Origin of the sequence: Cryptosporangium arvum DSM 44712 (assembly GCF_000585375.1) — a bacterium.
GTDB lineage: Bacteria > Actinomycetota > Actinomycetes > Mycobacteriales > Cryptosporangiaceae > Cryptosporangium > Cryptosporangium arvum.
In genome coordinates this window covers 8,182,391-8,196,496 of sequence record NZ_KK073874.1, presented here as the reverse complement: position 1 = coordinate 8,196,496, position 14,106 = coordinate 8,182,391, and the positions used below count along the sequence as shown (strand labels likewise).

The following is a 14,106-nucleotide window of genomic DNA, read 5'->3' as shown; positions in this document are numbered from 1 at the left end:
TTTTGTCGTAGGGGTGGCCTAGCGTCCGGGGCATGAACATTCACGGGGTCGCGGCCGGGGTGCCGTTCGTGGCGGTGCCGCCCGCTCATGGCGGGGCGGCACCGCTTGTCGTCGTCTGGCACCTGATGGATCCGCCCCGTACCGAGGTGGCGATGGCGGCCGCGCTGCCGCTCGACGCCGTGCCGGCGTGGCGGGTGTACCTCGGGCTGCCGCTGATGAGCTCACGCACCCCGGCCGGCGGGTTCGAAGAAATCATGACGCTGGTCCGCGACGACACGCTGCTCAAGTGCCACGGCGCGGTGATCAGCCAGGCCGCGGCCGAGTTCCCCGCCGTAGTCGCCGCGCTGCGCGAACAACTGCCGCTGGTGGGCGAGCAGCTGTTCCTGGTCGGCGGGTCGGCCGGAGGCGGGGCGGCGCTGCTCACGCTCACCGAGTCGGAGCTCCCGATCGCGGGGCTCGTGGCGATCAACGCGGCGATCCGGGCCACGTCGGTGGTGGAGCTGGTCGAGCAGGGGATGGGGATCGACTATCAGTGGTCCGCGGAGTCGCGGGCCTTGGCCGCGCGGCTCGATTTTGTCGAGCGGGCCGCCGAGATCATGGCGCGGCGGCCGCAGCCCGACGTGCTGATCGTCAGCGGCAAGGAGGACCACAAGACTTTCCAGGACGACGCGGCCGCGCTGCGCGAGGCCCTGGGCGCCCACCGCGACGGCGGCGTGGTCGTGCTGGCCCCGATCGAGGGCCTGGCCCATCCGTTGGCGCTGGAGCCGGGTTTGGAGGCGGCCCCTCAGACGGCCGAGGCGGCCGCGGTGGAGGCCCGGGTGGCTGCTTTCCTCAAGGCCCGTATCCCCGCCACTCCGACCGACGCCTAGGGCCTGTTTGGATTGCTGGTCAGCGGAGCCATTCGTTGATCGCGGCGAGGTGCAGGGTCGTGAGGTAGCGGACGGCGAGTTTGATGCAGCGGGTGGCGACGGCGCGGTGGCGCTTGAGGCGGTTAATGCCGCACTCGACGGCGTGGCGTTGTTTGTAGGTGTCGGGAGCGAAGGCCGGTGGGCGGCCGCCGGCGCTGCCGCGGCGTCTGCGGTGAGCCAGCCGATCGGATTGTTCAGGGATGGCGGCGCGGATCCCGCGTCGACGCAGGTAGACGCGGTTGGCGCAGGATCCGAGGCCTTATCGGCCAGCACCCGCGCCGGTCGGGTCTACGGTCTGCCGACCCGGCCAGGAACCCGAATGGCATCCAAAACAGGCTGGAACTGCGGCGGGTCACCGGTTTGCCCGGCGGTGAGCAGCAGCGCCAGGGGTCGTTGTCCGGCCTCGGCAGCCGGATGAATCCTGATGCTCAGCCCGCCGCGTGACCCGCCGACAAGACTTCCCACTCCGCATTCGTCAGATCACCACGAGCCACGCATCACCCAACGAACGACGGACTTCTCAAACACGCTCTAGCCCCACCGCCCAGACTCGATCGTCAACGATGCGCATTGGCTGAGTGCGTGCTGATCGAGCGCCCGGTCGCCGTCTTGGCGAGCTGGGGTTATGCACTAGCGTTCCGCTCCGGTCCTCCTAGCCGTCGACCACTTCGTGCGAATGTCGGGCCGTATCGTGATTGCTATGGCTTACGTTGCGAATGTTCTGCGCGTGATGATCGCGTCCCCGTCTGACATCCCTGACGCCAGGGATGCGGTCGAGAGCGCGATCCACGGATGGAACGATGCGAACGCCAGGAACAAACAGATCATTCTTCAGCCATGGCGGTGGGAGACGTCGTCCGTACCCCAGCTCGGTGACCGTCCGCAGGCGCTCATCAACGCTCAAGGCGTGGACGACTCCGACATCGTGTTCGCGTTGTTCGGTAGTCGGCTCGGCTCTCCTACCGCGGGTGCGGTGTCGGGCACCGTCGAGGAGATCGAACGCGCCGTCGAGCAGAACAGGCCCGTTCATCTCTATTTCTCGACGGCATCGCTACCCAACGACGTCGACACCAAGCAGTTGGAGGGGATCCGAGCGTTCAAGAAGCAGATTCAGGAGCGGGGTCTCTACCGCGAATTCAGCAACGTATCCCAGCTCGAACATGAAGTCTGGAGGGCCATCGAGTTCGACATCGCGAACCTCGATCTCGGTGTTCCGGCGCTGAACCGGTCCATCACCGGAGTTCGATTCCAGGCCCAGCCTCGCCAGGAGCGCGAAGTTCGGGACGTTGACAAGAAAGGCAAGCCTCGATACACGACCCGCCACTGGATCGATGTGACGAACATCGGTGACGAGGACGCGCAGGAAGTCACCTTCGAGGCAGTCGGCGAAAGCCCCAGCATGTTCGTCGTCAGCGAATCCACGTCCACGGTCGTCCACGCCGGTCAGACCCGCCGTGTCAATATCGCGCGCACGATGGGCGGCGACGATCAAGACATTCTGTGTATCCGCTGGCTGGAAAACGGTGAGGCGAAGCAACGAGAGTTTCACGTCGGTTAGCCACGCTGAGACTTTCGGCGGTCGGGCCCGCCGGGCACCCACCTCGTCGTGCCCGCGCTATGCGCTCGAAGACACCGCGAAGCGCTTGGGCGTCGCACTATCGGCCGTCGCGCGCGGCAGTCTCAGGAAGCGGGGGTGCGGGCCGCTAGTTCGGAGCGGTAGAAGGTGACCTTGTGCCGGATGTGTGACTGCTGGGCCCGCAAGCGGGCGATCTGGTCCTCTACCGCACGGTCGTGTTCCTCCAGGAGCGCGATTCGTTCGGCGAGGGATTCGTCGCCGGCGCGGGCTAGATCTGCGTATCGCTGCATCTGGGCGATGGGCATGCCGGTGTCTCGCAGGCAGCGCAGAATTCCTAGCCAGGCCACGTCGTCTTCGGTGAAGATGCGCTGCCCACCGGGGGTGCGTGCCAACTCGTCGAGCAGCCCGATCTTGTCGTAGTACCGCAGGGTGTCGAGGCTGAAGCCGGTCATCTCGGCGGCCTGACTCGGTGAGTAGCGCTGCATGCCTCTACCCAACACCCTCAGCCTCGGGAGCTGGAACCGGACGGCTGCGGCGAGTCCACGCTCCCCGCCCCGTCCGAACCCGCAGCCCCGCCGTCAGCCCCGGCCCCGGAACCCGGCCCAACCCCAGAACCCGATTCAGCCCCGGAACCGACCTCGGCGCCAACCCCAACTCCGGAATCAGGCGCTGCCCCTCCACCGAGCCCCGCCCCGTCGGAAACCAAGAACTCCTCCCGCTCCAACGGCAAGCGCACCTCGAAGCTCGCCCCCTCGCCGACCGCGGTCTCCACCCGCACCGAACCGCTGTGTGCGGCCACCAGCGCCGCCACGATCGACAAGCCCAACCCCGACCCGCCGTGCGCCCGGCTCCGCGCCGGATCCGTCCGGTAGAACCGCTCGAACACCCGTTCGGCCTGGTCCGGGGCCAACCCAGGCCCCGCGTCCACCACCGCCACCACGACGTCCCGCCCGTCCACCGAGAGCCGCAACTCCACCGCCGTCCCGTCAGGGGTGTGGATCGTCGCGTTCGACAGCAAATTGTCCAGCACCTGGCGCAGCCGCCCGCTGTCGCCGGTGACCGTGAGCGGCTCGTCGGTGTCGATCCGCAGCTCGATCGGGTGCGACGACGCGACGATCCGGGCGCCCTCTACCGCGTCGACGGCCAGTTGCAGCAGGTCCACCGGCCGCATCTCGATCGGACGCTGCTGGTCGAGGCGGGCGAGCAGCATGAGGTCGTCGACGAGCAGCCCCATCCGCATCGCCTCGACCTCGATCTTCTCCATGACGCGGTCGACGGCGTACCGGTCGTCGGGCACGGCGCCCTGCCGGTACAGCTCGGCGAAACCGCGGATCGAGGTCAGCGGGGTGCGCAGTTCGTGGCTGGCGTCCGCGACGAAGCGGCGCATCCGGTCCTCGGACGCGCGGGCGCTCGCCTCGGAGGCCTCGCGCTCGGTGAACGCGGTCTCGATCTGCTCGAGCATGGAGTTGAGTGCGGTCGCCAGCCGCCCGACCTCGGTGCGCTCGCCCCCGGGCCGGACCCGTTGACCCAGGTCACCCCCGGCGATCGCGCCTGCGATGGTCTCCACCTCGCGCAGCCGCCGCAGGCTGGAGCGCACGACCACCCAGCCCACCCCGGCGAGTGCGAACAGCGTCACGGCGCCGACGCCCGCGTCGATCGCGATCAGCCGGGCGACCGTGTCGTCGACCTCGTCGTAGCTGATGCCGACGACGAGGAGCCCTTCCTCGTCGGAGAGGTAGCGGACGGTCATCCGCCACTTGTGGCCGGCTCCGGTCGGCTCGGCGTCGAAGTAACCCTCGTCGAGCCGGCGCAGCGTGTCTTCGTCCTCGAAGTTCGGCAGCACGGGTGCGGTCTGGTCGCCGCCGGCCGGCCGGTTCAGCCGCACGACCGGGTCGTCGTCCGGCGGGACGTAGTAGACGTACGACGAGTCCTCGGTGCGGTCGTTCTCGGTGCCGGACGTCTGCGGGAGATTGTGGCTGTACCGGTTGGCGGTGCCGCGGATCTGCCCGTCGAGACGGTCGATCAGGTAGCCGCGCAGCGCGAGCGTGCCGGTGACGCCGGTGACCACGAGCGCGATCGACAGCAGCGTGACCAGCGCCGCCACTAGTTTGACGCCGAGCGGCAGCGCGTCCGGGGCAGCCCGGACCGCGGTGAGCACTCGACCCAATGAGCGCTTCACGATCAAGTCCGCGGCACTCGCAACGCGTATCCCACGCCCCGGATCGTATGGATCAACCGTGGTTCGGTGGTGTCGACCTTCTTACGCAGGTACGAGACGTACGACTCGACGATGTTCGAGTCGCGGCCGAAGTCGTAGTGCCAGACGTGGTCGAGGATGACCGCCTTCGACAGCGCCTTACCCGGGTTGTCGAGGAAGTACTGCAGCAGCCGGAACTCCGTCGGCGAGAGCGTCACCGGTTTGCCGGCCTTCCAGACCTCGTGGGTCTCGCGGTCGACCTCGATGTCGGCGAACGTCGTGCGGGCCGAGACGTCGGGGATGCGCTCCGGGGCCGGGGAGACGGGCGCGACCTCGGCGGTGCGGCGGAGCACCGCGCGCACCCGGGCGAGCACCTCGCCGAGGCTGAACGGTTTGGTGACGTAGTCGTCGGCGCCGAGCGTCAGACCGCTGATCTTGTCGTCGGTGCCGTCGCGAGCCGTGAGGAACAGCACCGGGATCCGGGTGCCGCTGCCGCGCAGCAGCCGGAGCACCTCGAACCCGTCCATGTCGGGGAGCATGACGTCGAGGACGATCAGGTCCGGCGTGAAGTCGCTCGTCGCGGCGACGGCCTCCCGGCCGGTGGTGGCCGTGCGGACCTCGAAGCCCGCGTAGCTCAGGCTGGTATCGAGCAGCTCGACGATGTTCGGCTCGTCGTCGACGACGAGCAGCCGGGCCTCGGGCGCCGCGGCCTCGCGTTCGGCCATGACACTCCTCGGCTGGGCGGGGGAACTGGGCAGCGTGGCCGTACGAGCAGCCAACCAGTTCATCATCCCACCCTCCGGGTCGAGCAGCGGCGAGGCGCAGTAGCTGACTCCTGACCCGACACAACGTCAACAATGGCAGCAGATGTCGGCATCCGCGCTGGTAGTAAGTGGTTTGGGTACTGACGCTCAGCGATTCCCAACGTTTCTCCGACGGTTTGCACATGTCCCTCCGAAGGAGGACCCGACGGGCGTGTGAGTATGGCGTTCATGAAGTTGCGCGTATTTACTGAGCCCCAGCAGGGTGCCGACTACGAGACGCTGCTCGCGGTGGCGAAGACCGCCGAGGAGCTCGGGTACGAGGCGTTCTTCCGTTCCGACCACTACGTCTCGATGGGTGGCGTCGACGGGCTCCCCGGCCCCACCGACACCTGGATCACGCTCGGCGCGATCGCCCGCGAGACGTCCCGGATCCGCCTCGGCACGCTCGTGACCTCGGCGACGTTCCGGTACCCGGGCCCGTTGGCGGTCGCCGTCGCGCAGGTCGACCGGATGAGCGGCGGCCGCGTCGATTTCGGGTTCGGCGCCGGCTGGTTCGAGGCCGAGCACAAGGCGTACGCGATCCCGTTCCCGCCGCTCGGCGAGCGCTTCGACCGGCTCGAGGAGCAGCTGGAGATCATCACCGGTCTGTGGGCGACGCCGGAGGGCGAGACCTACTCGTTCGACGGCAAGCACTACCAGATCGTCGACTCACCGGCGCTGCCGAAGCCGGCGCAGAGCCCGCGCCCGCCGATCGTCATCGGTGGCAAGGGCAAGAAGCGCACCCCGGCGCTCACCGTGAAGTACGCGGACGAGTTCAACGTCCCGTTCGACTCGATCGAGGCCGTCGGGGCGCAGTTCGACGTCGTGCGTGCGGCCGCCGAGAGCGCCGGACGTGACCCGAAGGAGATCGTCTTCTCGGCGGCGCAGATCGTGGTCTGCGGCCAGAACGACGCCGAGATCGCGCGTCGGGCGGCCTCGGTCGGCCGCGAGGTCGACGAGCTGCGCGAGAACGGGCTCTGTGGCACCCCGGACGAGGTGGCCGCGAAGCTGCGCTCGTTCGGCGAGCTCGGCGCCGAGCGGATGTACCTCCAGTTCCTGGACCTGCAGGACCTGGACCACCTGGCGCTCATCGCGAACGAGGTCGCGCCGCAGGTCTGAACGGGTGGGCGGCCCTCGGGCCGCCCACCACTCAGCTCAGCTTCTCCCAGAGAAACGCGAACGACAGGGCGCGCATGAACGCGCGCTGTTCGTTGTTGCTCGCGCCGCCGTGGCCGCCCTCGATGTTCTCGTAGTAGTCGACGGGGTAGCCGAGTTCCTCGATCCGCGCGACGAACTTCCGCGCGTGCCCCGGGTGCACCCGGTCGTCGCGGGTCGACGTCGTCACCAGCAGCCGGGGATAGGGCCGGTCGGCCGCCAGCAGGTGGTACGGCGAGAACGTCCGGATGAACTCCCACTGCGCGGGGTCGTCCGGGTCACCGTACTCCGCCATCCACGACGCTCCGGCCAGCAGCTGGTGGTAGCGACGCATGTCCAGCAGCGGTACCTGGATCACCACCGCCCCGAACAGCTCCGGGTAGCGCGTGTACATGTTGCCGGTGAGCAGCCCGCCGTTGCTGCCGCCGGAGACCCCGAGCTGGTCCGCCGTGGTGACGCCCCGGGCCACCAGGTCCGCCGCCACCGCGGCGAAGTCCTCGTACGCCCGGTGCCGGTTCTCCTTCAGCGCCGCCTGGTGCCAGCGCGGGCCGTACTCGCCGCCGCCGCGGATGTTCGCCACCGCGTAGGTGCCGCCGCGCGCGAGCCAGGCCCGTCCGAGCCCGCCGTCGTAACCGGGCAGCAGCGGGACCTCGAAGCCCCCGTAGCCGTTGAGTAGCGTCGGGCCTGGCCGCCCGGTGCCGACGACGAAGTACGGAACCTTCGTGCCGTCGGCCGAGGTCGCGAAGTACTGGTTCACGCTCAGGCCGGCCGGGTCGAACCGCGCCGGCGAGTTCTTGAGCACCTCGGCCGGCTCGTCCGAGCCCGCGACCAGCCGGTGCAGCTCGGGCGGCGTGAGGTATCCGTCCACGGCGAGCAGGTACTCGTCACCGTGGAACCGGTCGGTGGAGAGCACCCGGACCGTGCACCAGTCCGGAACCGGCGCGGAGGGTGTCCGCGTCCAGCCGTCCGCGGTCAACTGCAGAACTTCCAGACTCGGTTGGACGTCGACGAGCGAGCTGAGCAGCAGCGCGTGCTCGGTCCAGTGGTAGGAGACCAGCGCCGATCGCTCGTCGGGTGTGAACAGCGACTGGAAGTCCCGTGCGCCGCCCTGGAACCGCTCGAAGTCGATGACGAGCAGCGACCCGGCGGGATACGAGTCCCACGCGGTCCGCAGCTCCACGGTCAGCTGCCCGGCGTGGACGCTGATCTCGGCGTCGTCCGGCACGTCCAGGGCCTGGGGCGCGCCGTCGACGAGCAGGTACCGCTTCCGGTGGTAGAAGTCGGTGCTGCGGGTGAGGAAGTCCAGCCCGGAGAGCGGGTCGCGCCAGGCGTGCACCGACACGTCGGTCGGCTCGCCCTCGAACACCGTCTCCGCGTCGTCGAGCGGAGTGCCGCGCCGCCAGCGCTTGACCACGCGCGGGTACCCGGAGTCGGTCATCGACCCCGGTCCGAAGTCCGTACCGACGAAGAGCGTGTCCGCGTCGACCCAGCCGACGCTGCTCTTCGCCTCCGGCAGCACGAACCCGTCCTCGACGAACTCCTTCGTCACCGGGTCGAACTCCCGGGTGACGTCCGCGTCCGAGCCGCCGACCGACAGCGAGACCAGGCACCTGTCGTAGCTCGGCGCCAGGAACGCCGCACCGTGCCACACCCAGTTCTCGCCCTCGGCGGCCGCGAGCGCGTCGACGTCGAGCACCAGCTCCCAGTCGGGTTTGTCGTTGCGGTACTGCTCCAGCGACGTCCGGCGCCACAGGCCACGCGGGTTGGCGGCGTCCTGCCAGAAGTTGTAGAGGTACTCACCGCGCCGGGTGACGTACGGGATGCGGGTCTCGGCGTCCAGCACTTCGCGGATCTCGGCCTGGATCGCTTCGAATCGCGGGGATCCGGCGTAGGCGTCGAGCGTGCGCGTGTTGTGCTCGCGGGCCCACTCCAGCGGGCCGTCACCGGTGACTTCCTCCAGCCAGAGGAACTGATCCTGCGAAATGTCGGTGGAATCCACGTCATCAGTTTGCCTCGGATCCGCCATCGACCACTTCCCCGAAGATGTGCCTCCTTACCCATGAGTAATGGCACAATCGCCCGCGTGGGTAGGCACACCGTCGCGCCGGAAGAAGCCCCGACCGAGGAACGCGCCGTCGAGGGGCCCCTCGACACCGCGCGGTCGTCGGTCGCCGAGGGACAGACGTTCAGCCGTCCCAGAGCCGGTCACCAGTACAACCCCGCGCTGGACGGCGTCCGCGCGATCGCGGTGCTCGCCGTCCTGCTCTACCACGGCGGCGTCACGTTCCTGCCCGGAGGCTTCCTGGGCGTCGACGTGTTCTTCGTCCTCTCCGGCTACCTGATCACCACGCTGCTGCTCACCGAGTACGACCGCACCGGCACGCTGCACTTGCGGAACTTCTGGATCCGGCGGATCCGGCGGCTGATGCCCGCGCTGGTGCTGATGGTCGCGACCGTGCTCGTGCTGTTCCCGATGCTCGGCGTCGAGTGGCCGCCGAGCACCCGCGGCGACGCGCTGGCCGCGCTGCTCTACGTCTCGAACTGGTGGTTCCTGCTGCGGGGCGAGTCCTACGCGCAAGCGTTCGAGGACCCGTCGCCGTTCCAGCACACGTGGTCGCTCGCGATCGAGGAGCAGTGGTACCTGTTCCTTCCGCTGGTGCTGATCGTGCTGTTCCGCTCGCGGCTCGGGCGGCGTTCGCTCGGCTGGTTGCTCGGGGTCGGGGCGCTCGGCTCGGCGGCGGTGATGGCCGCGGTGCAGTCCACGTCGGACGGCTCACGCGCCTACTACGGCACCGATTCGCGGCTGCAGGGCCTGCTCGTCGGCGCGGTGCTCGCGTGCCTGGTCGCGTCGAAATTCGGCCGGCGTCTCGTCGACAGCGTGGTCGTTGCCGTTCTGGGCTGGGTCGGGTTGGCCGGGCTGGTCGTGGCGTGCGTGGTCGCGGCGCAGGCCGACCCGCGCATGTACCAGGGTGGGTTCCTGGTCCTCTCGGTGCTCGCCGCGCTCGTCGTCGCGTCGGTCGTCGGCTCCGGTCGTTTTTCGCCGAACGCGCTGCTCAGCTGGCAGCCGCTTGTCGTGGTCGGCGTGCTGTCCTACGGCCTCTACCTCTGGCACTGGCCGATCTTCCTGGTGCTCAGCCCCGAACGCACCGGGGTCGACGGCATCCCGCTGCTGATCGTCCGGCTGGCGCTGACCGGGCTGGTGTCGGTGGCCGGTTTCATCATCGTCGAACGTCCGCTGCGTATCGGTGCGCCACCGGACTCGTTGGCTTCGCCGCAGGTCGCGGCACCGATCGCGGTGATCGCGGCGGGCGCGGCGCTGATCGGCGTCATGGTGCCGGGCGTCGCGGGGATCAAGGAGCAGTCGGCCGACTCGGTCGACGCGCTGGCCGAGGTGGCGGCCGACCAGACCCGGAGCGGCGGCGCCGGCACCAAGGTCCTGCTGGTCGGCGACTCGAACGCGCTGAGCCTGTTCGCCGCGGTCCGGGACGACCCGGGGCCCGAGCTGAGCCTGTCGATCGCCACCCGCTTCGGGTGCGGGGTCGCGCCGTACACGGCGTCGGTGGAGGGCAAGCCGCTCTCGCCCGAGCAGCCCCTGTGCACCGACTGGGCCGCGGCCCGGGAGATGGAGATCGAGGCGGCGCAGCCGTCGGTGGGCGTGCTGTTCGCCGGTTCCTGGGAGCAGTACGACCGGTGGATCGGCGGACGCACGGTGCCGTACACCTCGACCGAGTGGCAGAAAGCGACGACCGCCGACTACACCCAGGTGCTGCGCGAGATCCTCGAGTTCGCTCCGCGCGCGGTCGTCGTCCTCAACCATTGCCACCAGGTGCCCGACACCGGCCTGCCGGCCGCCACGATGTTCGCCGCCGGCCGGTACCCGCCGGTCCTCAACGACGCCAAACGCGTGGCGGCGACGAACGCGGCGGTGCGTGCGGCGGCGACGTCACTCGGGAAGCAGGTGTCGATCGTCGACCCGAACCCGTTCCTGTGCGCCCGCGGGTACACCAACGAGCTGAACGGGGTGACGCTCCGCACCGACGGCCTGCACCTCACGACCGCCGGCGGGAAGCTGGTCTGGAACTGGCTGCGTCCTCAGTTGATCAAGGGGTAGCCGGTTCGCCCGGGGCGGCCACCCCGACGGCCGCGTAGCTGATGCAGAGGCCCGCGCTCTTCGGCGCGTTGTCGAGCGTGATCCACCCGGCCGGACCCTGCACCTTCACCCAGATCGTGTGCTCGCCCTTCTCGAACGTGACCTTCCTGCCCCGGGTGTTCGCGGAGTTGAAGGGGATCGTGACCGTCTCCTTCGCGGTGTAGCGCAGCTCCGCGTACCACCACCAGTTGAAGAGCTCCTTGTCGAGGAAGATCGGCACGCGCTTGCCGGCGATCCGGTAGCCGCAGTTCTTCGCGGTGCCGGCCGGGGCTTTCGCCGAGGTGACGAGCGCGTGCGAGAGCTGCCCGTCCGGATCGAGCACGTAGAGGTCGTCGCTGACCTCCGGGTCGGGGTTGATCGGCAGGTCGAGCGGCGCCATCAACCGCGACGGGAAGTTCGTCGGGTTGAGCACACCCCAGGCGACCTTCTCCGGCACGGCACCGTCGAACAGGTCGACCTCGCGGCCCATCGCGTTGATCGACTTCTCTGCGGTCGCCACGTAGTCCTTGGCCGGGTTGTCGTGCCAGCGGTTGCTGTACTTCACAGTGGACACCAGGCTGCTCACGAACAGCGCGACGACGAGCGGCAGCACGAGCGCGTTGGCGTTCGCGAACGCGACCCGGGTGCCACCGATCACCGGCGGCCACTCGATGCCCGTGCGCTGGGGCCAGGTGGCGGCCCACGCGGGCGGGCCGAGCAGCGCCAACGTGAGCGCGACCGCGGCGATCGGCACCAGGTCGGTGAAGTACCGGTACTCCATCGCCGCGCCGGAACCGAGCTGGAGGCGTCCGACCGCCAGCACCAGCACGTCGAACAGCAGCGTGCCGCCGAAGAACACCCAGGCCTGGTAGGCGAGCGGCCGGCGGTACACGGTCAGCGCGACCACCGCGAGGATGATCACGACCGCCACGACGCGCAGAGCCACCGGCGGGTTCGCGCTGGCGTCGACCGCGCCGATGGCCTTCCACGACCACGGGCCACCGAGCAGACCGGACGGCACCGAGTTCGTCGCCGCGTTGCCGAGCAGCCCACCGAGGTCCACCGCGGACTCGGAACGCTCGTCGAGCGGCCGGGTGAGGTAGATGCCCGCGTAGGTCGCGCCGACGACCACGAACGCGCCCCACTGGTACTTGAAGCGGAGCACCGCGGCCTTGATGCGGTCGGGAAGGTCCGTCTGCGGCTGCAGAACGACAGAAAAAATGAAAATCAGGGGGACGACGAGCGCGGCTTTTTCGTAGAACGGGAGAGCGAGGGCCGCGGTGACGACCGCGATCGCACCGTAGCGAGCACGTCCCGTGCGCAGGTACGCGAGTTGGGCGAGGAGCGCGCCGGGAATCGCGATCAGCATCGCGAGCTGGTTGATGCTCACCGCCCACCACAGCGTGGCGGGGAGGGTGATCGGCGAGAAGAGCGCGATCGCCAGCGGAACCAGCGCGACGAGCTTCGGGCCGGCCAGACGGCGGATCAGGAGCCAGATCAGGACGTAGCTGATCGCCATGCCGGCCAGGGCCACACCGGCGACGAGCCGGTAGTCGAGCGGGGCGATCGTGGTTTCGGCCCAGACCATGAGATAGGCGCCGGGCATGAAGTGCGAGTTGTACGGGGTGAGGAGGAGGTCGGAGGTGAGACCTTTCTCCGCGGCGAGACGCGCGAAGGTGAAGTCGTCGAGCGAGAAGTAGCCGCCCCAAGCGGCCCAGGCCCGAATGAGCAACTCGGTGACGATGAGGGTCACTGCGGCCGTGTCGACGAACTTTTTGCTCGGGGGAGCGGCGGGGGTGCGCTTCTCAGCCGCGTCCTTTTTCGCGGAGGTGGTCTCGACGCTGGCCCCGGCCAGGTCCTCTGTGGTCTGGGCCGGGTGTTCCGCTGTGTGTGGGGCTGCGTTCTGCGCGGTGTGTGGGGCTGCGTTCTCCGGTGTGCGTAGGTTTGCGTGCGAGAGCCCGTTGACATTCCTGCCATGTGTACGCGATGCGGAGGCGCCCTCCGCCGCGGGCCCGGCTTCCCGGGAGTCGGCACCCTCGGGCGCCGGGGCCTCACGCTGCAACCCGATCTCGTGCGCCGAAGCCGACTCAGCCGGAGCCGGTGGCCGCTCTTCCCGCGGCACGGTCACCCCCGGCGGCACGGTCGCGCCCGGTGGCACGGTCGCGCTCGGTGGCACGGTCGCGCTCGGTGGCACGGTCGCGCTCGGTGGCACGGTCGCGCTCGGTGGCACGGTCGCGCCCGGCGGCACGGTCGCGCCCGGCGGCACGGTCGCGCCCGGCGGCACGGTCGCGCCCGGCGGCACCGCGGCGGCCCCGTGCTCGTCGTACGACCCGGGCGGCACCACCCTGGGCGCGGCCGCCGTGCCCCGCGCCGGAGCGGACTCGCGGAAAGCCGCCACTCCACGCGTGGTCGCCGCGTCACGCGGGAGCGCTGCCTCGGGCGGGACTGCTGTCTCGCCTGGGGCTGCCGTCTCCCGTGGGGCGGAGGTTTCGCGTGGGGCGGAGGTTCCGCGTCGGGCTGCTGTCTCGTGTGAGGGTGCTGTCTCGCGGGGGAGCGCTGACTCGCTTGGAGGGATGGGTTCCGGAGGCATGCTGGGCCGGTGCTGGCTAGGCGCAACCGGCGGCACTGCTGTGGGCGCGGCGGCCGTACCGCGAGCCGGCGCAGACGTCCGGGGAGCCATCGCCTCGCGCGGGGGTGCGGGCTCACGGGGAGGCGCCGCTCCGCGCGGAGGCGCGGGCTCGCGGGAAGTCACCGCTTCGCGCGGAAACGCGGAATCGCGAGGTGACGTCGCTTCGCGCGAGGGCGCGGGCTCGCGGGGAGTCACCGCCTCGCGCGGAGGCGCGGGCTCGCGGGGAGTCACCGCCTCGCGCGGAGGCGCGGGATCAGAAGCGGGCGCGGCACCGGGGGAAGGGTTGGAAAACCGGTTCAGGAGCGCGTTGGTGTCGGCCCAGCTGCCCGCGGGAGTCTCCCACCACGGATCCGCCGACGGCTGACTGATCGGCGGACCCTGCGCGTACCGCGCCCGCTCCGCCGCCGCCCAACTCGGCTCCTCCCGCGGCCCCCACCACTCACCGTCCGACGGCCCCGCCCCACCGCCAGAGCCGGCACCCCCGAGCTCACGCCCCCCAAGCCCGTCCCGACCGGCCTCGCCGCGGCCAACCTCTCCGCCCCCGAGTACGCCGCCCCCGGGCACACCGGCCCTGGGCACACCACCCCCGGGCTCTCCGCGGCCGAATTCGTCCCGGCCGAACTCGCCACGGTCAGGGCCACCGCGCCCAGGCTCTCCGCGCCCAGGCTCTCCGCGCCCAGGCTCACCGCGCCCCGTGTCGTCGTGCCCC

General features: G+C 70.0%; 9 protein-coding genes and 1 pseudogene. 4 read left to right on the top strand and 6 right to left on the bottom strand.

Annotated elements, in window-relative coordinates:
- The first annotated feature begins 32 nt into the window (after positions 1-32).
- Positions 33-869 carry a hypothetical protein gene (locus tag CRYAR_RS37370; RefSeq protein WP_035857891.1) on the top strand — a complete coding sequence of 279 codons (837 nt, stop codon included), beginning with the start codon at positions 33-35 and terminating at the stop codon, positions 867-869.
- Between the two features lie 19 nt (positions 870-888).
- Here the strand turns inward: CRYAR_RS37370 and CRYAR_RS51065 are convergent.
- Positions 889-1,361: pseudogene (locus tag CRYAR_RS51065) on the bottom strand (transposase); the annotation flags it as partial.
- 247 nt (positions 1,362-1,608) lie between these two features.
- Between CRYAR_RS51065 and CRYAR_RS37365 the strand changes: the two are divergent.
- Positions 1,609-2,466: a hypothetical protein gene (locus tag CRYAR_RS37365; RefSeq protein ID WP_035869373.1), complete on the top strand. Its 858-nt coding sequence runs from the start codon at positions 1,609-1,611 to the stop codon at positions 2,464-2,466.
- A 122-nt stretch (positions 2,467-2,588) separates the two neighbouring features.
- On the opposite strand, the gene CRYAR_RS37360 is transcribed toward CRYAR_RS37365, so the two are convergent.
- Genes CRYAR_RS37360 through CRYAR_RS37350 form a run of 3 tightly spaced genes read right to left on the bottom strand, consistent with a single transcriptional unit; the run spans position 2,589 to position 5,406 of the window.
- Complete coding sequence (locus CRYAR_RS37360; protein ID WP_035869369.1) at positions 2,589-2,969, bottom strand: MerR family transcriptional regulator; 381 nt, start codon at positions 2,967-2,969, stop codon at positions 2,589-2,591.
- Between the two features lie 17 nt (positions 2,970-2,986).
- Positions 2,987-4,663 carry a sensor histidine kinase gene (locus CRYAR_RS50450; RefSeq protein WP_211247821.1) on the bottom strand — a complete coding sequence of 559 codons (1,677 nt, stop codon included), beginning with the start codon at positions 4,661-4,663 and terminating at the stop codon, positions 2,987-2,989.
- A 2-nt stretch (positions 4,664-4,665) separates the two neighbouring features.
- Entirely contained in the window at positions 4,666-5,406 is a 741-nt protein-coding gene (locus CRYAR_RS37350) for a response regulator transcription factor (RefSeq protein WP_035857889.1), read from the bottom strand.
- A 267-nt stretch (positions 5,407-5,673) separates the two neighbouring features.
- Here CRYAR_RS37350 and CRYAR_RS37345 point away from each other — a divergent pair, with 267 nt between their 5' ends.
- Positions 5,674-6,603: a TIGR03560 family F420-dependent LLM class oxidoreductase gene (locus CRYAR_RS37345; RefSeq protein ID WP_035869363.1), complete on the top strand. Its 930-nt coding sequence runs from the start codon at positions 5,674-5,676 to the stop codon at positions 6,601-6,603.
- Between the two features lie 31 nt (positions 6,604-6,634).
- Here CRYAR_RS37345 and CRYAR_RS37340 read toward each other — a convergent pair whose 3' ends face one another.
- Complete coding sequence (locus CRYAR_RS37340) at positions 6,635-8,638, bottom strand: prolyl oligopeptidase family serine peptidase (protein WP_245620588.1); 2,004 nt, start codon at positions 8,636-8,638, stop codon at positions 6,635-6,637.
- Between the two features lie 84 nt (positions 8,639-8,722).
- On the opposite strand from CRYAR_RS37340, the gene CRYAR_RS37335 reads away from it, so the two are divergent.
- On the top strand, positions 8,723-10,750 hold the full coding sequence (locus CRYAR_RS37335; protein ID WP_035857887.1) for an acyltransferase family protein: 2,028 nt from the start codon (positions 8,723-8,725) through the stop codon (positions 10,748-10,750).
- Here CRYAR_RS37335 and CRYAR_RS37330 read toward each other — a convergent pair.
- A complete protein-coding gene (locus CRYAR_RS37330) occupies positions 10,740-13,166 on the bottom strand; it encodes a hypothetical protein (protein ID WP_157018359.1) in 2,427 nt (808 codons plus the stop codon). The two genes, CRYAR_RS37335 and CRYAR_RS37330, sit on opposite strands and share 11 nt — an antisense overlap.
- Between the last annotated feature and the right edge of the window lie 940 nt (positions 13,167-14,106).